This is a genomic window from Pseudomonas sp. Marseille-P9899, assembly GCF_903166565.1.
Classification (GTDB): domain Bacteria; phylum Pseudomonadota; class Gammaproteobacteria; order Pseudomonadales; family Pseudomonadaceae; genus Aquipseudomonas; species Aquipseudomonas huaxiensis.
On sequence record NZ_CAESCG010000001.1, the window covers coordinates 907,686 to 929,498 of the forward strand.

Here is a 21,813-nt window from a genome sequence, read left to right on the forward strand (position 1 = left end):
GGCAGGGCGATGATGCGACATGTCGTGCTGTTCCGCCGCCTGGCCGGCGTCGCGCCGCAGCCAGAGCTGGAAACCCGCCTGGTCGAGCGCATGCGCACGCTGGAAGGGGAGATCGATTTCATCCGTGACTGGAAGGTCGCCGCCAACGAGCTGGAGCGCCCGATCTGCTGGGACTACATCCTCGACGCGGGCTTCGACGACGCGGCCGCAGTGGAGCGTTACCTGCCACATCCCGCGCACCAGGCCCTGGTGGCGGACTTGAAGCAGTACTTCGAGTGGGTGGCGGTGGATTACAGCGTCTAGACCTCAGAGGCGCCTGTTCCGCTGCCTCGGGGCAGGCGCTATAACAACAAGATCCGGTGGCCACTGGCGCCGGACGGAGACGTACATGAACAAGAAAAAGAACTACCGCTGGACGATCCTGACGATGCTGTTCATCGCCATGATCATCAACTATGTCGACCGGGCCGCGCTGTCCATCGCCATGCCGTTCATTACCCAGGAATATCACCTCACGCCTTCCGAGAAAGGCATGATCTTCAGCAGTTTCTTCTTTGGCTATGCGCTGTTCTGCTTCGTCGGCGGCTACCTGGCCGACCGCTTCGGGCCCAAGCGCGTGCTGACCTGGTCGATGAGTTTCTGGTCGCTGCTGTGCGGTTCCACCGCGCTGGCCTTCAACTTCTGGTCGCTGCTGATCGTCCGTGCGCTGTTCGGCGTCGGCGAAGGTCCGGTGTCCACCACCGCCAACAAGACCGTCAACAGCTGGTTCCCGATCAAGGAACGCGCCCGCGCCATCGGCATCAACCAGGCGGGCGGCCCGCTGGGCGGCGCCCTGGCCGGTCCGATCGTTGGCTTCCTCGCGCTGTGGCTGGGCTGGCGCGTGGCCTTTGTGGTGATCGCGGTCATCGGCGTGCTCTGGGCGATCGCCTGGTACCGCCTGGCAACCTCGACCCCGCAAGAGCACCCGCAGGTATCGCCGCAAGAACTGGCTGATATCAACGAAGGCCGCGAAGCGCCGGTGATGACGGCCGAGCAGGCGCCGCGCACCCCGGTGTTGCAGATCATCCTGCAGCGCTCGGTGCTGGTCACTGGCGTCTCGCTGTTCTGCTACAACTACATCCTGTATTTCTTCATGACCTGGTTCCCCAGCTACCTGATCGACGCCAAGGGCATCGACCTGAAAGCCATGAGCATCGTCACTGCGCTGCCGTGGCTGGTGGGCACCGTCGGCTTCATCTGCGGCGGCCTGCTGATCGACTGGGTGTTCAAGCGCACCGGCAAGCAACTGTTCTCGCGCAAGGTGGTGCTGGTCACCTGCCTGCTGATCGCCGCGGTGTGCATCGGCCTCACCGGCCAGGTGCAGAGCGTGACCGCCACCGTGGCGGTGATGACCGTCGCCATCGGCTTCCTGATGCTCACCGCGCCGGCCTACTGGTCGCTGATCCAGGACGCCGTGCCCGATCATCAGGTCGGCACTGCCGGCGGCTTCATGCACGGCCTGGCCAACCTCTCCGGTATCGTTGCACCGACCGTCACCGGCTTCATCATCCAGGCCACCGGCACCTACGGCAGCGGCTTTGTCCTGGCCGGCGGGCTGGGCATTCTCGGTGCATTGATCGTGGCGTTCTTTGTCGGCCAGAAACCGGCGAAGCAGGGCGTGGTTATCGCCGCGGCCTGATACTTGACCACCGGCCTTCGGGCCGGAACCCGTAGCGCGGTGCGCCGCGCAAGGCCGACCCCAACCCGGGCCGGCCAAGGTGACAGGGACGGCGGTGGATCACCGCCAGACCCTGTAAATGGCCGGCTCGCGAGCCGGCGGCAACATGATCTTCAGGAATCTGTCATGCCTACGCTACTTGTCACCGGCGCCGCCGGTATCGTCGGGACCGCGCTGCGGCCCTTCCTGCGCCAGCGCTACACGCTGCGCCTGCTGGACCGCAAGCCCGTCGAAGGGCTGGTCAGCGGCGAAAGCGCGCTGGTCGGCGACCTGACCGACCCGGCCTTCGTGCAACAGGCGGTCGAGGGCGTCGATGGCATCGTCCACCTGGCCTGTGCCCACGGCACCGACATTGCCTTCCAGAGCACCGTCGAGCCCAACTACCACGCCACCCTCTACCTGCTTGAAGCCGCGCAGCGTTTTGGCGTCAAGCGTTTCGTCTTTGCCAGCAGCCACCATGTGCTCGGCCAGTACCGCAGCGACCAGGCCGAGTATTTCGATGACATGCCGGTCGCCCCGGACAGCTACTACGCCCTGAGCAAGGTGTTCGGCGAGGCGACCTGCACCACCTTCTCCCTGCGCAGCGACCTGGCGACCTTCATCGTGCGCATCGGCAATGCCGACGCCAAAGTCTCCGATGCCCGCCGTCTGCGCATGTGGACCAGCGCCCGCGACCTGGCGCAGTTGCTGCTGATCGGCCTGGAGCATCCGGCGGTGCGCAACGAGATTGTCTATGGCGTCTCGGAAAGCCCTAACCCGCTGTTCCACAACCGCCGCGCCCGCGAACTGGGCTATGCGCCGCAGGACAACGCCGGCGAGCACCTGGCCGACAACTTCCTGCCTTACGAAGCCATGGCCCCGGTGGGTTCGGGCCGTGACCATGTCGGCGGTGCCTACGCCGGCGTTCCCCTGGCCAGTGTGCTGGAGCGCGTATGAAGATCGTCCGCATCGACACCCAGGTGGTCGAGATTCCTTTCCACGATGGCGGCAAGGGCCAGGGCATCACCCCGACCACCTGGCACAGCCTGGAAAACGTGCTGATCCGCCTTGAAGACGAACACGGCAATGTTGGCTGGGGCGAGGCGTTCGGCTACTTCGTCGCCGACGCGACCAAGGCGTTGATCGACCGCCTGATCGCGCCGCTGCTGCTGAACCGCGAGATTACCGATATCCCGGCGTTCAACCGCGAGCTGCAACTGCGCCTGCACCTGTTCGGGCGCTACGGCGTGACGATGTTTGCCATTTCCGGCGTCGACATCGGCCTGTGGGACCTGAGCGCCCGCCGCCAGGGCGTGCCGCTGCATCGTCTGCTGGGCGAATCCATGCGCGAGCAGGTGCCGGCCTACGCCAGCCTGGTGCGCTACGCCGACAACGAGGTGGCCCCGGCCATCTGCGAAAAAGCCTTGGACATGGGTTTTCGCGATATCAAGCTGCACGAAGTGACCCTCGATGAAATCGCCGCCTGCCGCCGCGCCATCGGCGACGCGGTGCCGATGGCTACCGACGTCAACTGCGGCTGGAGCGTCAGCGACACCCGCGAGTGGCTGCCGGCGCTGCGCGAGATGAAACTGGCCTGGCTGGAAGAACCGATCTTCCCGCCCGAAGACTTCGCCACCCTGGCCAGCTTGCGCGGGCAGGGCGTGCCGTTGTCGGCGGGGGAGAACTGGTGCACCGCGGTGCAGTTCGAACAGGCCATCCTCCGTGGCGCGGTGGACTCGGTGCAGCCCAGCGTGACCAAGGTCGGCGGGATTTCCGAAGCCCTGCGCATCGGCGAACTGGCCCGCCAACATGACGCCGTGGTGCTGCCGCACTGCCCGTACTTCGGTCCCGGCCTGATCGCCACCCTGCACCTGGCAGCGGTGCAGCCGTGGGTGCCGCAGATCGAGTACCTGTTCGTCGAGCCGGCGGACTGGCTGTACCCGGTCGAGGCGCTGCGCAGCGGCCACCAGTTGCAGATCCCGCAGGGCCCAGGCCTGGGCGTGGATATCGACCTGCAGGTGATCGAGCGCTTCCGCCGCCACTGATCGCGGCTCTTCATTCCATCGTCAACCTCCGCCACTGGCTTCCAGTGGCGGCAGGGGTTGGTCATGCCCGATTTCGGGTAGTGGAGGTCCCATGCAAGCCGTTGTACTGAGCAATTCGATCTGGAACCTGCGCCTGCTGCCCGCGTGGGGCGGGCGCATCGCCGGGCTGAGCGCCGAGGGGTTGGAGCTGCTGTTGCCGATCGCCAGCGACGCCTTCGATCCGCTGGACTGGCCAAGGGCGGGTGCCTATCCGCTGGTGCCGTATTCCAACCGGCTGCGTAATGCGCGGTTGGCGTTCAACGGTGTCGAGCATGCGTTGCCGGCGCATCCGGCGGCGCGACCGCACACCCTGCATGGCGTAAGCCACACGCAAGCGTGGCAAGTGCTGAGCGCCGATGCCGGGCAGGCGCTGATCCGCTGCGATTACCAGGGCGAGCACTGGCCCTGGGCGTTTCGTGCCGAGCAGGCGTTCGTCCTCGACGGTAACCGCCTGATCGTCACCCTGCGCCTGAGCAATAACGGTGACACATCGATGCCGGCCGGGCTCGGCTTGCACCCGTACTTCCAGCGCCATGCGGGGATGTGCGCGCGGTGGCGGACGGGCCGTGAGTGGCGGATCGACGAGGAATACCTGGCGACCGGCGCGTTCGACGATGCGCCGCAGACCTGGACCCTCGCCGCCGACGACCGCGCTGGACGGGCGCACTACCAGTCGCGCTGGGACGGCCAGCTTGAGCTGGACTACCCGCAAGGTCGGTTGAGCGTTGAAGCCTCGCCCGTGCTCAGCCACTTCGTCGCCTTTGCCCCGGCCGGTTCCGCGTACCTGTGCCTGGAACCGGTGTCGCACCTGGCTGATGCCTTCAATCAGCCGCGAGACGCCTGGGCTGAAACCGGCACCCGCGAACTGGCGCCCGGCGCCTCGCTGGAGGCAACCCTGACGTTTACCTGGCAAGGCCCTTGAGACCTGCCGCGCAACCTTGATCCAACACCACAAACGAGAACAAAAACAATGAAAGACTCCTCGAAAGGGGCGGGCTTCGCTCGCACCGCAAAACCCCTCACCCTGCTGCTCGGCCTCGCGCCACTGGGCGCCCACGCGGCGTTCTTCGACGACGCCAAGGCCAACCTGACCCTGCGCAACTTTTACTACAACCACGACCTGCGCGACTCCACCGCGCCGGCCCAGTCCAAGCTTGAGGAGTGGGCCCAGGGCTTTATCCTCAAGGGTGAGTCGGGCTACACCGAGGGCACCATTGGTGTCGGCGTGGACTTCTACGCCGGCCTGGGCCTGAAGCTGGATTCTTCGCCCTCGCGCAGCGGTACCGCGCTGCTGCCAGGCGCCTACGACCGCGCCGGTGGCCCGCGCAACGCCGATCCGCGTTCGGTGGATCAGTTTTCCGAAGCCACCGCGGCCATCAAGTTCAAGTACTCGAAGAGCGAGCTGAAGGTCGGTGGCCTGTTCCCGAAAATCCCGCTGGTCAGCTCCGGTGATGCGCGGCTGCTGCCGCAATTCTTCGAAGGCGCCATGCTCGATGTCCGCGAGATCGACAACCTCGACCTCAGCGCCGGGCAGATGCGTCAGGTCAACCAGCGGGAATTCGCCGGCGCCCGGGATATCCAGGTGGGCAACTACTACAGCGTGTTCAGCGACCGCTTCAACTACCTCGGCGGCACCTGGCGCATCACCCCGCAGTGGTCGGCGGGCCTGTGGGGCGGGCGTCTGGAGGATGTCTACCAGCAGAACCTGGCTACCGTCACCCACAGCCGCAAGCTCGGTGACTGGACCCTCGGCGGCACCCTCAACTACCTCGACACCGGCGAGTCCGGCGCCGAGAAGGCCGGCAAGCTGGACAGTCGCATGACTTCGGGCATGCTCAGCGCCAACCTCGGCCCGCAGACCTTCCGCCTCGGCTACCAGTACAACGCCGGCGACAGCGCCTTGCCGTTCATTCACGACACCGACTTGCCGGCGGCGGCCAACGCCGTCCAGGTGCTGCGCTTTGACCGCGCCCAGGAGCGTTCCTGGCAGGCCCGCTACGACCTCGACTTCGCGCCACTCGGCGTGCCCGGCCTGAGCGCCTTCGCCCGTTACGTCAAGGGCGACAACTTCAAGGTTGCGGGCGAAGACGGCAGCGAGTGGGAACGCAACATCGACATCACCTACGTCGTGCAAAACGGCCCGCTGAAAAACCTCGCCCTGCGCTGGCGCAACGTCCAGTTGCAAGGCGACGCCACCGGCCGGCGCGATGAAAACCGGGTGATCCTGGCGTACACCTTGCCGCTTTTCTAGCGGCGAGCTTCAAGTTGCATGCTTCAAGCGGCAATAGAAAAGCGGCGGCGACACGGCCTGCCTTTACTTGCGGCTTGTCGCTTGCCGCTTGCAACTGCTTCTCCGGAGTCCCAATGAAAACGCTTGATCCTGATATCCGTGCTTACGTCGAAGCCGCGCAGCGCTTTGCTCCCGTCAGCGGCGACATCAACGCCCGCCGCGAAGCTTTCCTGCGCGCTTGCCTGGCCTGCACCCCGGCAAAACCGGCGGGGTTGCGGGTGGCCGATCACTCGCTCGATGGCCTGCGCCTGCGGCTCTACAAACCACAAGGCGAGACTCCCGACGGTGGCTGGCCGACGCTGCTGTACCTGCATGGTGGCGGCTGGGACCTGGGCAGCCTCGACACCCACGACTGGTTCGCCTACGCCCTGGCAACCCGAGTGAAGATCGCCATCGTCGCCACGGATTACCGACTGGCGCCGGAGCATTGCTACCCGGCGCCGCTGGACGATTGCCTGGCGGCTTGGCACGGGCTGCGTCGTGGGCTGATCGATGTCGAGCTGAGTCGCGAGCGTCTGGTCGTCGGCGGCGACAGCGCTGGCGGCAGCCTCGCGGCGAGCGTGTGCCTGGCCCTGCGTCGCGATGCCCAGCCCCAGCCGCTGGGCCAGATGCTGGCCTATCCGGTGCTGACCGCGCGGGACCACCTGCCGTCGATGCACCAACACGCCCAGGCGCCGATGCTCAACGTCGTGGGCTTGAACAAATCGCTGGCGGGCTACCTGCCAAATGCCCACCAGCGCCTCGACACCTGCGCCATGCCGCTGGAAGCCAGCGACTTCAGCGCCTTGGCCCCGGCCTTTATCGGCGTGGCCGGGATCGACCCTCTACGGGATCACGGGGTCGCCTATGGCGAGGCGTTGCGGGAGGCGGGTGGAGAAGCCGAAGTGCGGGTGGTGGAAGGGCTGGTGCATTCCGGGTTGCGGGCGTTCGGGGTAGAGCGGGTAGAGCGACTGTGGGACGACATTGCCCATTGGCTGCACGCACGCCTCCTCCCGTAGGAGCGAGCTTGCTCGCGATGACAGTATCGCGAGCAACACCGACTACGCCTCGTGAACCCGCTTCAACGCCCTGAACAACGCGGCAATGTCTTCGATTTCTCTCATGAGATCACTCCCTCCCACGGAGCCGCCCCTCAACTGGCGCTGATAGATGTTGAGAAAGGTATTCAGCGTCAGCCGGGTAACGTCGATCGTCGATTTGACCGCAGAGACGACCACGATTTTCTCCGCGGCCTTGTGCAGGGTGTGGGACGGTACATCGGCGTACCACATCTTGATGTCCAGCCTCACCAGCGACTGCCCATCCGCCAGCACCACATATAGCGCTTTGCCCTCGGTGTGGGTGTTGGGGTCTTGCAAGGCCGACTTCAGGCTCTCGGCAAGCAGGACGCTGATGCTGTCGATGGCCCTGAAACGCCCAACCGTCACGGCCTTGGTCAGGGCGTTTCTGAAGGTGGCGACGATATGATTCGGGTCTGTATAGCGGGTCATTGCGTGAACGTGCGAGTACGCACCAATGATGCTCGACACAGGAATGCTCTGGTCGCCGTCATCGTTCGCCAGCAGGGCGTTCAGGTGTTGGTTCAGTTCAAGTTCCATCAGCGCGGCACGCGTGGCGCCCAGTTCAAACAGCGTCTCTACCTGCTCCCGTGCTTCTGAAAACGCATCACCGTTAAACGAGCTAAGTACTTCTTTGAGCTGACCCATTTGCACGTCCTTGCTGAGTGGAGGGGGCTTTCTCGCCGCGAGGCGCAGCATGCAGGTTAACGGCGGGCCGTGCGCGGACTCAAGAGGATGATGGCAACTTGCATCCCAGGCAACACACCGCTGCTGGCACACTGCTTCTGACGCAGCAGTCAACTTCATCACGCCGGCCGAACCCACGGCCTGCTTGGCCTGCAGCGCTTGGCACGGGCCTTGCCATACGGGCAGAAACTTGAAAAAAGAGATCTGCCCACATGAATGTTCCGTTCCGTCGCCATAGCCTGGCGTTGTTGATCGCTGCCGCCGTGCTGCCTGTCCAGGGGGTGCTGGCCGCTGAAAGCGAAGACGCTTCGGTGAAGAACCAGGACGCTTTGCCCACGGTCACGGTGACCGCGCAGAAGCGCGAGGAGTCGCTGCAGGATGTGGCCTCCGCAGTGTCTGCGGTGTCCGGCGACAGCATCCGCAATACCGGCGGCGGCTTCACTGCCGGCAAGGCGCTGCAGGATGTGCCCAACGCCATCGCCCCGGAGTTCGCCGGCAACCAGCGGCCGCGCTGGTACATCCGCGGCATGGGCTCGGGCGATATGGCGTCGACCACGGTCTACCCGGTGGGCATCTATGTCGATGACACCTATATCAGCCCGCATATCGCCACCGGCGGTCCGCTCTATGATCTGGAACGGGTGGAGATCCTGCGCGGTCCGCAAGGCACGCTGTGGGGCAAGAACACCACCGGCGGGGCGATCAACTTCGTTTCGCGCAAGCCGGCTTTCGAAGAGGGCAATGGCTACTTCAAGGTAGACGCCGGCAACTACGATTCGCGGCTCTACGAGGGCGCCTACGGCGGCACCCTGGTGGAGGACCGGCTGGCAGCGCGAGTGGCCTTCGTCGATCAGAGCAAGGATGGCCAACTGAAGAATCTGGTGGACGACCATACCTATGGCGACGTCCACGACCAGGCGGTGCGTGCGCAGATCCTCGCGCGCCTGAGCGACACCTTGCAGGCCACCCTGCAAGTACGCGCCCGCGACTACAAGGGCCAGGGCATTCCGACCCGCGCCTGGGGCGCAGGCCCCGGCGGCACCACGCTGTTCGGTCCGGCGCCGTCGTTGAAGGACGATGAAGCGGCGTACACCGGCAAGGCCGAGGACCGCGTCGAGCGCAACGGCGTGCAGTTGAACCTGCAATGGGAGCTGGGCGAGCTGACGCTGGACTCGATCACCGCCCTGGATGATGTCCACGAAAAGGCCCAGGGGCCGAACATGGGCATCTACGAATTCGGCCGATCCTATGCCGATGACCACTGGCGCCAGGTGTCGCAGGAACTGCGCCTGTCCTCGCCGAAGAACCAGCCGGTGAGCTGGATCGTCGGCACCCACCTGTTCCACGAAAGCCTCGACAGTTCCAGCAGCAGCGCCATCCTGCCGACCGCCTACAACGCGCCATTCGGGGTGGCCAGCTATGGCCGTACCGACCTCGACCAGACCACCACCAGCTACGCGCTGTTCGGCAGCAGCACCTGGCAGGCCACCGACGACCTGAGCCTGACCCTGGGCCTGCGCTGGACCCGCGAGACCAAGGACATCGACCTGCACCGCGTCTCCGCACCGGGCGCCGATTCCGTTGCCTTCGGCAGCAGCGATCATTGGTGGAAAAACTACAGCGGCGACCTCGCCACCGTGGCCGTGCAGGACGAGAAGCGCACCTGGAGCAAGCTGACGTACGATTTCACCCCCGAATACCAGTTGAACGACAACGCCCGCGTCTACTTCCGCTACGCCAAGGGCTTCCGCTCCGGTGGCTTCAACGGCGGCGCGACGGTGCAGGCGGAAACCTCGGTGGTGGCGCCGGAGAACGTCGATGCCTACGAGCTGGGGATCAAGAGCGAGTGGTTCGACGAGCGCCTGATCGCCAACGCCAATGTCTTCTACTACGACTACGCCGATATCCAGGTGAACAACGTCATGGTGAGCAACGGCGAAGTGGTGTCGTTGCTGACCAACAGCGGTAGTGGGGTGATCCGCGGTGCCGAGTTCGAGTTGCAGGCGTTGCCGATCCAGAACCTGCAAGTGCGCGGCTCCCTTGGCTTGCTGCATACCGAGCTGAAGGACTTTGCTTCGGAAGGTGGCCCGGATTACTCCGGCAACCGCATTGCCCGTTCGCCGTCGCGCACGTTGTCGGTGGGGGCGAGCTACCGCATTCCGCTGTCAGGCGGTGATGCACTGACCCTCGACAATAGCTGGCGCTACCAGAGCCGGATCTTCTTCCTGCCGACTGCGCAGGAAGACCACAGCGTTTCGCAGGGCGGCTACACCTTGGGTAACGCCAGCCTGACGTACCACTTCGGCGGGCGTAATGACCTGGACGTCAGCGGCTACGTCAACAACCTCACCGACAAGCGCTACAAGACCGACAGCGTGCCGCTGCCGTTCGATATCGCCTGGGATGCGCGGGGTGATCGGCGCACGTATGGGGTGTCGGTGACGACGCACTTCTGATTGGGGCAAGGGCCACGCGCTTTGCGGCGCGTGGCTTGCCAGCGCTGACCATCTCGCAGGCAATCACAAAGCGGTGGCCATTCACAATTCTGTGGGAGCGGATTCACCGGGCGCCGGACCGCCGCGAAGGGCCGCAAAGCGGCCCCAAAGCCATCCAGCACGAGGTGGCTGTCTATGTTCGGTAATTCTTTTCGACCTCAGGATTTCTGAATGTAAGATCCAGATCAGGCGGGAAATAGCGTGCTGGATGGATTTAGGGCCGCTTTGCGGCCCTTCGCGGCGGTCCGGCGCCCGGTGAATCCGCTCCCACCGATCGCAAGTGGCTGATACCCATGCAGCGATGAGGACTAAACCTCAGGCCCCACCCTTCAACCACAACTGATCAAACCGCCACGTCGGAAACAACGTTTTCTCCGCCGCCGCACCCCCCACCCGCTGCGAGAAACCATCCAGCAAATTGGCATAGCCCCACACCAACAACCCACCCCGGTCGTACTGGATGCGCTGCGCTTCATGCACCAGCGGCTTGCGTTTTTCCAGGTCGGGCTCGGCCAGCGCCTTGAGGAACAGTTCGGAGAAGCGCGGGTCGTCGAAGTGGGTCTTGTTTGCCACCGACACCGGCGCATCCGCATGCAGGGCGCAGGTCAGGAACGGCGCGCCGATGCTGCCGCCAGTGCTGAAGGTCCATTCGGTGTGCTGCGGGCCATTGAATGTGGCGCTATCGACCTGGCGCACATTGATCTCGACCCCGGCACGGCGCGCCTGTTCGGCGTAGACCAGCGCGGACGCAAGGGCGACGCTGTTCTGCTCGGCCACCAGGTCCAGCTTGAGGTGTTCCTGGCCAGCTTCGCGCAGCAGCGTCCGGGCCTGCTCCAGGTCGTGTTTGCGCGGTGGGATGCTGTGGTCGAAGGTCGGGTCGTTCGGTGCGTACAGGTCGTTGGCCACCCGGCCCTGGCCATTGAGCACGCGCTTCACCAGCTCATCGCGATCCGCCAGCAGGCGGAAGGCCTGGCGTACTCGCGGGTCATTGAACGGGGCTTTCTGGGTGTTCATGTCCAGGCTCAGCCAGTTGCCGGTGACCGAGCTGATCAACTGCAGGCGCGGGTCGCTTTCGATCACCTTGAGGTGCTCGTTGGCCAGGGCGTTGGCCATGTCGATCTGCCCGGCCTGCAAGGCGGCGAGGCGGGTGGTCTGGTCCTTGAACTCGATGATTTCCAGCTCGTCGGCATAGGGCCGGCCGGGCTTGTAGTAGTTCTCGAAACGGGTGAACAGCGAGCGCTGGCCGGGGTTGAAGCTCTTCAGCTTGTACGGGCCGGCGCCGACCGGGTTGCTGACCGGGTGGTAATCCACCGGCACGATGCCGCCGAAATTGACCCAGGTTTCCGGCAGCGGCACAAAGCCGGCGCCGTCCTTGAAGCGAACGCGGATCGTGCGGTTGTCGAGTTTTTCCAGGTTGTCGCGGTCGATCCAGTGCAGCAGCGCGGCGTAGGGCGAGGCGAGTTGCGGGTCGGTGAGGCGGCGGATCGAGAAGATCAGGTCGTCGGCATCGATGGTCTTGCCGTGATGGAATTCCAGGTCCTTGTGCAACCGCAGGGTCCAGACCTTGCCGTCCGGGCTGACCTCGGCTTCCTCGGCCAGGGCCAGGCGCGGCAGCATGTTTTCGTCCCACTCCCAGAGCTTGCTGTACAGCGCGAAGCCGCGAACGATGCCGCTGCCGGTCGGCTTGTGGGCGTCGAGGTTGCCGCTTTTGCTGCCATCAAGAATGCCCAGGCGCAGGCGTCCGCCCTGGCGCGGGCCACTGCTGATCAGGGCTGTTGCAGCGGGCTGGCTGTCGTCGCCGCAGCCGGCGAGCAGGCTGCCACCGAGGGCCAGGCCACCGAGGGCCAGGCCACCGAGGGCGAGGCTGTTGCCGATAAAGCGGCGGCGGGAGAAGGGGGCGTTGTCGTAACTCATGAGCGGGCCTTTTGACTGTCCAATCGATGGGTCAGAGCAGGTTTCGCGCCATGTGCCGCAAAGGCCGGCGGGGCAGGGTTTTCAGGCGCAAAACGGTGGCTGATTGTTGCCTGGCAAGCAGTGCGCTGTTGCTGCTGGAGCAGTGCATCAACAGTTCAGCGGGGCGGCTGCTTGCCTCTGAATCAATGGACAACCCCGACCTGCGCTCCTTATCCTCCCCGCCATCACATGAAAAACAATTACAAATCCCATGGATATCGAATTCCCCGCCAGCGCCTTCTGGCGACGGCTTGCTCGCCCGCGCCGCAGCCTGGTAGCGCGCTATACCTTGTTGTCCATCGTGGTGATGAGCGTCGCGCTGATCGCCCTGGCCGTGCTCTATGAACAGCTCGCCAAGGACCTGCTCAACCGCCTGACCGGCGAACGCCTCGATGCCCAGGCGCTGTCCACGGCGAACCGAGTGTCGTCGTTTCTCGACGACCGTTTCTACCAGCTCTCGGCCCTGTCCAATCATCCCAACATGCCGGATTTCATTGCCGACCAGGCGCACCCGGCCGGCGATGTCGACGCGCTGCTCAAGCTCGAAGGCGAGCTGCCGTTTCTCTACGGCGTGCTGTTTTTCGACGAGAACGAACGCCTGCTCAAGGTGATGCCCGGACAGGCCGCCTCGGGAGCGCCGTACTGGGGCCGTGAGGGCTGGTCGCTCGACGGTCTGCCGCGGCAGATGGTCGGCGATATCGAAGTGATCGGCCCGGTCACGCCCCAGGCCGGACGCTCCGGCTGGCTGCTGATCCGCAAGACCATCCGCAATGGCCGGACCGATCACCGCGTGCGCATCGGCCTGCACCTGCGCCTGGCGTCGGTCACCGAACTGTTGGTCAGTTCCGGCCTGGGCGGGGTGGTCACGCCGCTGCTGCGGGTGCCCGGCGGGGCCTTTATCGATGCCACCGGGCGCCAGGTCGACGCCCCCGCCGACTGGCGCGAAGGCCCGGTGATCCTGCCCGGCTGGCAGGTGGTTTTCAGCGTCCAGCCCGACGCCGTGCTCAAGCCGCTGGACGACGCCCGCTGGTGGCTGTACCTGGCGGCGGTCGGGTTTATCGGTTTCATCCTGATCGTGTTTTTCACCCTGTCGCGGCAGTTGCGCGCGCGGGTCGGCACGCTGGTGGACGGCGCGCATCAACTGTCCTCGGGCGACCTCGGTTATCGCCTGCCGGAACAGACCCACAACGACGAAATTGGCCGGGTGACGCGGGCCTTCAATGTCATGGCCGGGCGCCTGGCCGACGTCATGGAGCGCACCGTGCGCTCGGAAAACCTCGCGGTGCTCGGCACCTTCGCCACCGGCGTGGCCCATGAGGTGCGCAACCCGCTGGCGACCATGAAAACCACCGTGCAAGCCTTGCTGCGCCGCGAACAGGAAGCCGAACGGCGCCTGTTGCTGAGCGACCTGTGCCAGGAAATCGATCGGCTGTCCCACGTCACCAGCGACCTGCTCGAATACGGCCGGCCACACCCGGCCAACCCGCAGGTGGTGGGCCTGGCGGCGCTGTTCGAGCGCACGGCGCGGCTGATCGCGCCCGAGGCCGACGCCAAGGGCATCAGATTTTCCGTCACTTGCAAAACCGGTCTGCGCTTGTGGGTCGACCCGGACCAGGCGCAGCAGATCCTGCTCAACCTCTGCCTCAACGCCGTGGAAGCCAGCGCGCCGGGGCAGGGCGTCGCCATCGTCGGCCAGGCCTGGGCCGAGCGGGTCTGCGTGACCGTGGCCGATCAGGGCTGCGGCATTCCCGAGGCCACGCTGCAGCAGGTGCGCCAACCGTTTTTCACCCTGAAAGCCCGCGGCACCGGGCTGGGCCTGAGCATCTGCCAACAACTGCTGGAAGCCAATGCATCGCGAATGGAGCTCGCGAGTACCCCGGGCGAGGGCACTGTGGTGACCCTGGATTTCCCCACGCCCGCAGCGATCTATCTGAAGTGAGCGACCGATGCCTGAAATACATGTACTGATCGTCGATGACGAAGAAGCGCTGGTGCGCTCCCTGAGCTACGCCCTGCGCGGCGAAGGCATGCAGCCCCGCGCGGTCTACAGCGGCGAGGCGGCGTTGGCGCTGCTGGCCGACAGCAAGGTAGACGTCGATATCGTCCTGCTCGACCTGGGCCTGCCGGGGATGGACGGCATCGCCACCCTCGAAGGCCTGCGCAAATGCCGGCCGGACCTGCCGGTGATCATGATTTCCGCTCACGGCGACACCCGCGCCGCAGTGCAGGCAGTGAAGGGCGGCGCCACCGATTACCTGACCAAGCCGTTCGAACTGGACGACCTGCTGGCGACCATCCACAACACCCTCGCGGTGCCGGCCAGCGACGAGATGGCGGTCGCGGAGCAGGGCGCCTTGCTCGGGCAGAGCCCGGCGATGCGCGGCCTGCAAGCGGCGGTGCAACGGATCGCCAATAGCTCGGCCACGCGAATCCTGCTACTGGGCGAGTCCGGCACCGGCAAAACCCTGGTGGCCCAGGCGCTGCATGCCAACAGCGCGCGGTCCGCGCACCCGTTTATCGAGGTCAACTGCGCGGCGCTGCCGGAGCAACTGATCGAAGCCGAACTGTTCGGTTCGGAAAAGGGCTCGTACACCGGGGCCCATCAGAAGCGCGTCGGTCTGGTGACCCAGGCCAACAACGGCACGCTGTTTCTCGACGAGATCGGCGAACTGCCGCTGGCCCTGCAGGCCAAGCTGCTGCACTTCCTGGAGAACGGCAGTTACCGCGCAGTGGGCGCGAGTCAAGCCAGCAGCGCCGATGTGCGGGTGGTGGCGGCGACCAACCGCGACCTCGCCGACGATGTGCGCCAAGGCCGTTTCCGCGAAGACCTGTTCTACCGCCTCAATGTCATCACCATCGACATTCCGGCGCTGCGCGAGCGCGGCGACGACCTGCTGCTGTTGGCCCGGCACTTCGCCGCGCGCCAGGCCCGTGAGGAAAAGGCCGCGCCCATCGACCTCCAGGCCGATGCCGCCGCCGCGCTGGTGCGGCATCGCTGGCCGGGCAATGTGCGCGAACTGAAGAACCTGATCGAGCGCCTGACCATCCTGCTGCCGGGCCAGGCGATCAGCGCCGCCCAGCTTCCTGCGCACCTGCAAGCGAGCGAGCCCGCACCCACCTCGCTGTCGGCGCTGGACGACCAACTCGAACGCGCCGAGCGTGAACTGGTCAACGATGCCCTCAGCCGCAGCGCCGGCCACAAGGGCCTGGCCGCCGACCTGCTGGGGATTTCCCGGCATGCGCTCAAGCGCCGTTTGCAGCGCCTGGGCATCGAGCGGGGCGATGAGCGCTAACCGCTCAACCGCTCGCGCGCACTGAGCGCAAGCCGCTCAACCTCTCTCCCCAAGCGTCGCGGCAGACCTCGCCGCGGCGCATCGAATACGTCACACAACACCGCGAAAAGCCTTGTTCCAGAGCGCTTTGGCGGTTTCTTATGCACGTTCGCGCAGAGGCTGGCACAGCCTTTGCGATAACCCATTTCGCAAACTGACAAGAGGGCGTCCACGAACGCCCCAAAAGGGATTCTATGCAACTGCCGTTTTCCCACCTGCCCACCGTTATCGCCCTGAGCGGCCTGCTGCTTGCCCCTGTCGGCAATGCTCAGGCCGGCCGCGTCGAGCTGGGCGCGGCCGCCGCGCACGCCGACCTGACCCTCGGCTGCCTATACCCGATGACCGAGCGGGCAGCGATCTACGGCCAGGACAGCATCGCCGGGATTCAGGTCGCCTTGGGCGAGTTGCAGGCCCAGCGCGAAGCCGGGCAGCAGGTGCCTCGCATGCGCGTGATCATCGACGACGACCAGTCCAAGGCCTCTTACGGCACCAGCCTGGCCCGGTCCTTCATTCGCAAGGACGGCGTGCAGGTGCTGTGCGGCATGGTGTCGTCCGGGGTGGCGATCGCGGTGAGCCAACTGGCCCGTGAAGAGAAGGTGCTGATGATCGGCACCGACCACGCCTCGTCGCGCATGACCCTGGAAAACGGCCACCGCTATTACTTCCGCGTCACCAACGACACCTGGACGTCCATGGCTGCCGGCGCCCATTACCTCAAGGCGCTGCAGGCGAAAACCGGCTGGAAGCGTCTGGCGTTTATCGGCCCCGACTACGAATACGGCCATGTCTCGCGGGACGACCTGCACGAAGCGCTTCGGCAACTGGGCGTGGCGTTCGAGGACGTCACCGAACTCTGGCCGCGCCTCTACGAACCGGACTACTCGGCCTATATCGCCGCACTGGAGCAGGCCAGGCCCGACATCATTGTCTCGGCCCTGTGGGGCGGCGATTTCCACGCCTTCGTCAAGCAGGCCGCTGGCACCCGGCTGTTCGAAACCTCGCGCCTGGCCAACTTCGACACCGGCGGCAACTACGACTTTCTCGTCGCCCTCGGCGACAAGGCGCCGCCGGGGTTGATCCTCTCGGCGCGGCACCATAACAACTGGCCGCAGACGCCGCGCAACCGTTCGTTCGTCGAGCGCTTCCACACCCTGACCGGGCGCTACCCGACCTACGCCGCCGAAGGCGCCTACACCGGCGTGATGGTGCTGGCCAAGGCCAGCGAGAAGGCCGGCGGCGCCACCGACACCGAGTCGCTGGTCAACGCCCTCGAAGGCCTGGAAATCGCCTTGCCGGAAGACCCGCCTGGCTTTGTCTCGCGCATCGACCCGCTGACCCACCAGATCCAGCAGACCCAGGCCATCGGCACGCCAGTGCGCAACGACGATTACCCGCCGGCGCAACTGATGCTCGGCGAGTGGTCGGTGTATTCGGCCCAGGACCTGTTGCCCGACCCGGCCGTGCGCATGCGCCGGCAAGCCCAGAACACCCGTAATCCCCAGGGGCATGCCCCCTAGACCTGTAAACCCGTAATGGAAATGACCATGAACAACTATAAGAAAAGCGTCCCGCAACACCGTAAAGCACTGCCCCTGGCTTTGGCGATCGCCGCAGCGGGGATGTCCACTGTCTTCACTGGCGCAACCGTTGCCGCCGAGAACGGCAAGTTCCGCATCGGCGTGGTGACCTTCCTCTCCGGCCCGGCGGCTGGTCCGTTCGGCGAGCCGTCGGCCAATGCCGCCAAGGTGCTGGTGGAAGGCCTCAACCAGGGCAAGCTGCCCGCGCCTTACGACAAGCTGGGCATCAATGGCGCCGAGATCGAAATCGTGATGATCGATGAGGCCGGTGGTGCCGCCAAACAGGTGGAAGAATTCCGCAACCTGGTGCAGCGGCAGAAGGTCGATGCGGTGGTCGGCTACATCTCGTCCGGCGACTGCCTGGCGATCGCGCCGGTGGCCGAAGAGCTGGGCGCGATGACCGTGTTCTACGATTGCGGCACCTCGCAACTGTTCAGCGAAGACAAGACTCCGCAATTCGTCTTCCGCACCAGCCTCGACGCCGCCGTCGACAACATCGGCGCCGCCCGTTACCTGGCCAAGATCCGTCCGGACGCCGTGCGCGTCGGCGGCATCCAGCAGAACTACGCCTGGGGCCAGGACAGCTGGAACGACTTCACCTTGTCCATGGCCCAGGTCATGCCGAAGAGCCAGGTGGTCGAATCGCAGATGCCCAAGGTGTTCCAGGGCCAGTACGGCGCGGAAATCTCGGCGCTGTCGGTCAAGCGTCCGGAAATCATCCACTCCAGCTTCTGGGGCGGCGACATGGAGGCCCTGGTGCTCCAGGCCAACTCCCGCGGCCTGCTGGAAGACGCCACCGCCGTGCTGACCTGCGGCGAATCGGCCCTGGCCCGCTACAAGGACCAGGCACCCAACGGCATGATCATCGGCGGCCGTGGCCCGTTCGGCGCCTTCGCCCCGGAAAACCCACTGAATAACTGGTTCACCGAGGCTTATCAGTCGGCCTACAAAGCAGCGCCGACCTACCCGGCAAGCAAGATGGCCCAGGCCATCCTCGGCCTGAAATTCGCCGCGGAAAACGCCAAGGTCGAGGCTGGCAAGATCCCTGCGCCGCTGGAAATCGCCAAGGCGTTCAAGGGCGCCACGTTTGAATCGGTCTCTGGCACCGTGCAAATGGCTCGCGCTGGCGGTCACCAGGCCATGCAGGGCATCGCCTACGGTGAATACCACTACGACGCGGCCAGCAAGAAAGGCAGCGTGCAGAACGTCATCGCCTTCTCCGGCGAGTGCGTGACGCCACCGGACGGCACCACCGCCCATGAGTGGATCAAGGCCGGTTTCCCTGGCGCGCAGTGCAACTGATCGCATTGCCCACACCTGACTGATCGTGGCGGCCGGTCCTGGCCGCCACTCTTGCCTGGGACACACTTATGCTGAGTCTTTACGCGGTGCTGATCGACGGCGCCATCTATGCCTCGTGGCTGTTTCTGGTCGCGGCGGGGCTCACCGTCATCTACGGTGTCATGCGCATCCTGAACATGGCCCATGGCAGTTTCTATGCGATCGGCGCCTATGCCGCCGCCTCGCTGGTGGGCTGGTATTTCAACAACGGGGTCGGGCCGGTCTGGATCGGCTACCTGATGATGCTCGGCTGCGCGCTGGCCGCAGGCCTTGTGGTCGGCCTGCTGATCGAGCGCGGCCTGCTGCGCTTCATGTACGGCCGCGATGAAGTGCTGATGGTGATCATCACCTACGCGCTGCTGCTGATTCTCGAAGACGCCATGAAGATGATCTGGGGCGTCAATCCGTACTTTGCCTACCAGCCTTACGCGGAAATGGGCCGCAGCGTGCTGGCCGGGCTGAAAGTCTCCAATTACGACCTGATGCTGGTGGGCGTTTCGCTGGTGCTTGGCCTGAGCCTGTGGCTGTGGCTGGAGCGCACTCACCAGGGCAAGGTGCTGCGCGCGGTGATTCATGACCGCGAAGTGGCCCTGGCCATGGGCGTCAACGTGCGCCGGGTGTTCACCCTGGTGTTCGTGCTCGGCACGGTGCTCGGCACCCTGGCAGGCGCGCTGACCGCCCCGGCGATTTCCGTCGCCCCCGGCATCGGCGTGGAAATCATCGTGCTGGCCTTCGCCGTGGTGGTGATTGGCGGCATGGGCAGCATCGAAGGGGCCGCCCTCGGCGCCTTGCTGGTGGGCCTGAGCCGCGCGGCGGCGGTGCACTACGCGCCGCAATTCGAACTATTCGTGATCTATGGCGTGATGGCGCTGGTCCTCGCGGTGCGTCCGCAGGGGCTGTTCGGCCGCGTGCTTGCGAGGAAAATCTGATGCGCCTGGATAAAACCGAACTGATTCTGCTGGGCGTCGCCGTGCTGCTCGCCCTCAGCGGCCTGATCGCGCCGCAATGGCTGGTATTCCTGCTGACCATGGCGCTGGCCAAGTCGATGGTGGTGCAAGGGGTGGTGATGCAAATGCGCGCCGGCCTGGTGACCTTTGGCCAGGGCCTGTACTTCTGCATCGGTGGCTATGCCGTGGGCATGAGCGGCCACTTTCTCAACATCAGTGATCTGCCGACCCTGCTGCTGATCGGTGTCGCCGCCGCCGTGGCGCTGGCGATGATCCTCGGCCTGCTGATGACCCGCTACCGCGAGATCTTCTTCGCCATGCTGTCGCTGGCGTTCTCGATGATCCTCTACGGCATGTTGGTGAAAAGCCCGGCCCTGGGCAGCACCGACGGCTTCAACGTCAAGGCCTGGACCCTGTTTGGCTGGAGCCCGGCGTCAGGCCAGGCGCCGCTGGCGCTGTTCGTCATCATCGTTGCGGTCAGCGCGGTGCTCGCCGTGTTGCTGCACCGCTACGGCCGCAGCAGCGCCGGGGCGATGTGCGAGGCAATCCGCGAAAACGAAGTGCGGGTCGAGTACCTCGGCCAGTCGCCGCGCTGGGTGCTGTACATGAACTACGTTGCTGCCGCCGGGGTATCGGCGCTGGGCGGCGGTTTCATGGCCCTGGCCGCCGGGCACATCGACCCGGAAATGGCCTACTGGATCACCTCCGGCGAGTTCGTCTTCATCGCCTTGCTCGGCGGCACGGCCCACGTGGCGGCGCCGATCATCGCGGCGGTGCTGTTCGCCGTGGTGCGCACCTACGCCATCGAGCTGGTGCCGCATAGCTGGCAGATGATCCTCGGCATCACCTTGCTGGCGATCATCGTGTTCCTACCCAAGGGCTTGTGGAGCCTGTTCAGTGGTCAGGCCCGCCGGGCCAAGGCAGTGGAGGCCAAGGCATGAGCTGCATTCTCGAAACCCGTGGGCTGTACAAGGAATTCGGCGCGGTTACCGCCGCCAAGGACGTCAACGTCAGCATCAGCAAGGGCGAAGTGGTGGGGGTGATCGGCTCCAACGGCGCCGGCAAGACCACCTTCATCAACATGGTGACCGGCTACCTCAAGCCGAGCCGGGGCGAAATCCTCTTCAACGGTCAGTCGATCATCGGCCGCACGCCGCGGGCGATCACCCGCGCCGGCATGGCCCGCTCGTTCCAGGTCGCCCAGTTGTTCCCCGAACTGACTGTGCTGGACAACCTGCTGATCGCCCTGGCCGCCGCCGAATCGCCGTTCCCGTCGCTGCTGCGACCGCTGCGCAATGACGCACGGATCGTCCGCGCCGAGGCGATTCTCAGCGAGTTCAGCATCCTCACCTGGCGCGACAGCAAGGTCACCGCGGTGCCGCAAGGCGTGCGCAAGCTGATCGATATCGCCATGGCGCTGATTGGCGACCCGCAGATGCTCCTGCTCGACGAACCCACCAGCGGCGTCAGCGCCGAGGAAAAGACCCAGTTGATGGACACCGTGATGCAGGTGGTGTCGCGGCATCAGGTCACCGTGCTGTTCGTCGAGCACGACATGGACGTGGTGCGCCGCTACGTGTCGCGGATCCTCGCGTTCTACAGCGGTGAAGTGCTGGCCGACGGCCCGCCGCAAACGGTATTGGCCAACGCCCGGGTCCAGGAACTGGTTACCGGCGGCCAGCGGGCACACAAAGGGGCAACCGCATGAGCCTGGAAATTCGCAACCTCAATGTCGCCATCGAATCGGTGCCGATCCTGCACGACGTCTCGCTGGACGTCGGTGCCGGGCAGATGGTCGGCCTGATCGGCCACAACGGCGCCGGCAAGACCACCCTGATCCGCACCCTCATGGGCCTGCTCGACGCCACCTCCGGCTCGATCCGTTTCGCCGGCAACGACCTCTGCGCACAGCCCGGTCACGAGCGTGCGGCGGCGGGGATCAGCTACCTGCCGGAAGACCGCCGGCTGATCCCGGCGCTGACCGTGGAAGAAAACATCCTGCTGCCGGTGTGGGCCAACAAGCTGCCGGGCAGCGCCGAGCGCCTGGAGTGGGTCTACGGCCTGATCCCGGAAATTGCCCAGTTCCGCGATCGCCGCGCCATGCAGTTGTCCGGCGGCCAGCAGAAATTGGTGGCCCTGGCCCGGGCGCTGATGCCGGGCAACCGCCTGCTGATCCTCGACGAGCCGTTCGAGGGCGTGGCGCCGGTGCTGTCCCGGCGCCTCAGCGAAGTGATCGCCCAGCTCGGACAGGAAGGCCTGTGCGTGCTGATCTCCGAATCCGATGACACCCATTCCGCTGACCTGGTCGATGCCGTCTACCGCATCGAACGCGGCAGCGTGCGAGCAGGATAAA

At 65.4% G+C, this 21,813-nt stretch carries 18 protein-coding genes; 16 read left to right on the forward strand and 2 right to left on the reverse strand.

Translation table 11 applies throughout. The features are described 5' to 3' along the window. Positions 1–9: 9 nt before the first annotated feature. From HWV67_RS04095 to HWV67_RS04125, 7 genes are all read left to right on the forward strand, one after another. Entirely contained in the window at positions 10–303 is a 294-nt protein-coding gene (locus HWV67_RS04095; protein ID WP_095155167.1) for a Dabb family protein, read from the forward strand. An 85-nt stretch (positions 304–388) separates the two neighbouring features. Further along, positions 389–1,678, forward strand: coding sequence for an MFS transporter (locus HWV67_RS04100; protein WP_175650041.1), 1,290 nt, complete (start codon positions 389–391; stop codon positions 1,676–1,678). A 165-nt stretch (positions 1,679–1,843) separates the two neighbouring features. Further along, complete coding sequence (locus HWV67_RS04105) at positions 1,844–2,653, forward strand: NAD-dependent epimerase/dehydratase family protein (protein WP_175650042.1); 810 nt, start codon at positions 1,844–1,846, stop codon at positions 2,651–2,653. Next, positions 2,650–3,741 carry a mandelate racemase/muconate lactonizing enzyme family protein gene (locus HWV67_RS04110; protein ID WP_175650043.1) on the forward strand — a complete coding sequence of 364 codons (1,092 nt, stop codon included), beginning with the start codon at positions 2,650–2,652 and terminating at the stop codon, positions 3,739–3,741. The genes HWV67_RS04105 and HWV67_RS04110 overlap by 4 nt, the downstream gene beginning before the upstream one ends. A 91-nt stretch (positions 3,742–3,832) precedes the next feature. Further along, on the forward strand, positions 3,833–4,702 hold the full coding sequence (locus HWV67_RS04115) for an aldose 1-epimerase (protein WP_175650044.1): 870 nt from the start codon (positions 3,833–3,835) through the stop codon (positions 4,700–4,702). Positions 4,703–4,750: 48 nt separating this feature from the next. Beyond that, positions 4,751–6,031, forward strand: coding sequence for an OprD family porin (locus tag HWV67_RS04120; protein ID WP_175650045.1), 1,281 nt, complete (start codon positions 4,751–4,753; stop codon positions 6,029–6,031). Positions 6,032–6,144: 113 nt separating this feature from the next. Next, positions 6,145–7,068, forward strand: a complete 924-nt coding sequence (locus HWV67_RS04125; RefSeq protein WP_175650046.1) for an alpha/beta hydrolase fold domain-containing protein — start codon at positions 6,145–6,147, stop codon at positions 7,066–7,068. 42 nt (positions 7,069–7,110) lie between these two features. Here HWV67_RS04125 and HWV67_RS04130 read toward each other — a convergent pair whose 3' ends face one another. Then, positions 7,111–7,776: a hypothetical protein gene (locus HWV67_RS04130; protein WP_175650047.1), complete on the reverse strand. Its 666-nt coding sequence runs from the start codon at positions 7,774–7,776 to the stop codon at positions 7,111–7,113. A 251-nt stretch (positions 7,777–8,027) separates the two neighbouring features. Between HWV67_RS04130 and HWV67_RS04135 the strand changes: the two genes are divergently transcribed. Further along, positions 8,028–10,271: a TonB-dependent receptor gene (locus HWV67_RS04135; protein WP_175650048.1), complete on the forward strand. Its 2,244-nt coding sequence runs from the start codon at positions 8,028–8,030 to the stop codon at positions 10,269–10,271. A gap of 354 nt (positions 10,272–10,625) precedes the next feature. On the opposite strand, the gene HWV67_RS04140 is transcribed toward HWV67_RS04135, so the two are convergent. Beyond that, positions 10,626–12,224 (reverse strand): ABC transporter substrate-binding protein, encoded by a 1,599-nt coding sequence (locus tag HWV67_RS04140; RefSeq protein WP_175650049.1) that lies wholly within the window; start codon positions 12,222–12,224, stop codon positions 10,626–10,628. 250 nt (positions 12,225–12,474) lie between these two features. On the opposite strand from HWV67_RS04140, the gene HWV67_RS04145 reads away from it, so the two are divergent. The 8 genes from HWV67_RS04145 (at position 12,475) to HWV67_RS04180 (ending at position 21,812) form a co-directional block, all read left to right on the forward strand. Continuing rightward, positions 12,475–14,202, forward strand: a complete 1,728-nt coding sequence (locus HWV67_RS04145) for a sensor histidine kinase (RefSeq protein WP_175650050.1) — start codon at positions 12,475–12,477, stop codon at positions 14,200–14,202. A 7-nt stretch (positions 14,203–14,209) separates the two neighbouring features. Then, positions 14,210–15,556, forward strand: a complete 1,347-nt coding sequence (locus tag HWV67_RS04150; RefSeq protein WP_175650051.1) for a sigma-54-dependent transcriptional regulator — start codon at positions 14,210–14,212, stop codon at positions 15,554–15,556. Between the two features lie 233 nt (positions 15,557–15,789). Then, complete coding sequence (locus HWV67_RS04155) at positions 15,790–17,112, forward strand: ABC transporter substrate-binding protein (protein ID WP_175650052.1); 1,323 nt, start codon at positions 15,790–15,792, stop codon at positions 17,110–17,112. A gap of 27 nt (positions 17,113–17,139) precedes the next feature. Beyond that, on the forward strand, positions 17,140–18,474 hold the full coding sequence (locus tag HWV67_RS04160) for an ABC transporter substrate-binding protein (RefSeq protein WP_175650053.1): 1,335 nt from the start codon (positions 17,140–17,142) through the stop codon (positions 18,472–18,474). Between the two features lie 68 nt (positions 18,475–18,542). Beyond that, positions 18,543–19,442 (forward strand): branched-chain amino acid ABC transporter permease, encoded by a 900-nt coding sequence (locus HWV67_RS04165; RefSeq protein ID WP_110971099.1) that lies wholly within the window; start codon positions 18,543–18,545, stop codon positions 19,440–19,442. Next, positions 19,442–20,401, forward strand: a complete 960-nt coding sequence (locus tag HWV67_RS04170; protein WP_110971098.1) for a branched-chain amino acid ABC transporter permease — start codon at positions 19,442–19,444, stop codon at positions 20,399–20,401. Before HWV67_RS04165 ends, HWV67_RS04170 begins: the two co-directional genes overlap by 1 nt. Beyond that, positions 20,398–21,168: an ABC transporter ATP-binding protein gene (locus HWV67_RS04175; RefSeq protein ID WP_175650054.1), complete on the forward strand. Its 771-nt coding sequence runs from the start codon at positions 20,398–20,400 to the stop codon at positions 21,166–21,168. The genes HWV67_RS04170 and HWV67_RS04175 overlap by 4 nt, the downstream gene beginning before the upstream one ends. Further along, on the forward strand, positions 21,165–21,812 hold the full coding sequence (locus HWV67_RS04180; RefSeq protein ID WP_175650055.1) for a branched-chain amino acid ABC transporter ATP-binding protein: 648 nt from the start codon (positions 21,165–21,167) through the stop codon (positions 21,810–21,812). Before HWV67_RS04175 ends, HWV67_RS04180 begins: the two co-directional genes overlap by 4 nt. Position 21,813: the final 1 nt, after the last annotated feature.

What these genes read in the sequence shown, in the direction of transcription:
- HWV67_RS04130 (WP_175650047.1), bottom strand. Translation starts at nt 7,776, where the DNA reads ATGGGTCAGCTCAAAGAAGTACTTAGCTCGTTTAACGGTGATGCGTTT.
- HWV67_RS04170 (WP_110971098.1), top strand. Translation starts at nt 19,442, where the DNA reads ATGCGCCTGGATAAAACCGAACTGATTCTGCTGGGCGTCGCCGTGCTG.
- HWV67_RS04155 (WP_175650052.1), top strand. Translation starts at nt 15,790, where the DNA reads ATGCAACTGCCGTTTTCCCACCTGCCCACCGTTATCGCCCTGAGCGGC.
- HWV67_RS04135 (WP_175650048.1), top strand. Translation starts at nt 8,028, where the DNA reads ATGAATGTTCCGTTCCGTCGCCATAGCCTGGCGTTGTTGATCGCTGCC.
- HWV67_RS04115 (WP_175650044.1), top strand. Translation starts at nt 3,833, where the DNA reads ATGCAAGCCGTTGTACTGAGCAATTCGATCTGGAACCTGCGCCTGCTG.
- HWV67_RS04160 (WP_175650053.1), top strand. Translation starts at nt 17,140, where the DNA reads ATGAACAACTATAAGAAAAGCGTCCCGCAACACCGTAAAGCACTGCCC.
- HWV67_RS04110 (WP_175650043.1), top strand. Translation starts at nt 2,650, where the DNA reads ATGAAGATCGTCCGCATCGACACCCAGGTGGTCGAGATTCCTTTCCAC.
- HWV67_RS04125 (WP_175650046.1), top strand. Translation starts at nt 6,145, where the DNA reads ATGAAAACGCTTGATCCTGATATCCGTGCTTACGTCGAAGCCGCGCAG.
- HWV67_RS04140 (WP_175650049.1), bottom strand. Translation starts at nt 12,224, where the DNA reads ATGAGTTACGACAACGCCCCCTTCTCCCGCCGCCGCTTTATCGGCAAC.
- HWV67_RS04175 (WP_175650054.1), top strand. Translation starts at nt 20,398, where the DNA reads ATGAGCTGCATTCTCGAAACCCGTGGGCTGTACAAGGAATTCGGCGCG.
- HWV67_RS04120 (WP_175650045.1), top strand. Translation starts at nt 4,751, where the DNA reads ATGAAAGACTCCTCGAAAGGGGCGGGCTTCGCTCGCACCGCAAAACCC.
- HWV67_RS04105 (WP_175650042.1), top strand. Translation starts at nt 1,844, where the DNA reads ATGCCTACGCTACTTGTCACCGGCGCCGCCGGTATCGTCGGGACCGCG.
- HWV67_RS04100 (WP_175650041.1), top strand. Translation starts at nt 389, where the DNA reads ATGAACAAGAAAAAGAACTACCGCTGGACGATCCTGACGATGCTGTTC.
- HWV67_RS04145 (WP_175650050.1), top strand. Translation starts at nt 12,475, where the DNA reads ATGGATATCGAATTCCCCGCCAGCGCCTTCTGGCGACGGCTTGCTCGC.
- HWV67_RS04180 (WP_175650055.1), top strand. Translation starts at nt 21,165, where the DNA reads ATGAGCCTGGAAATTCGCAACCTCAATGTCGCCATCGAATCGGTGCCG.
- HWV67_RS04150 (WP_175650051.1), top strand. Translation starts at nt 14,210, where the DNA reads ATGCCTGAAATACATGTACTGATCGTCGATGACGAAGAAGCGCTGGTG.
- HWV67_RS04095 (WP_095155167.1), top strand. Translation starts at nt 10, where the DNA reads ATGATGCGACATGTCGTGCTGTTCCGCCGCCTGGCCGGCGTCGCGCCG.
- HWV67_RS04165 (WP_110971099.1), top strand. Translation starts at nt 18,543, where the DNA reads ATGCTGAGTCTTTACGCGGTGCTGATCGACGGCGCCATCTATGCCTCG.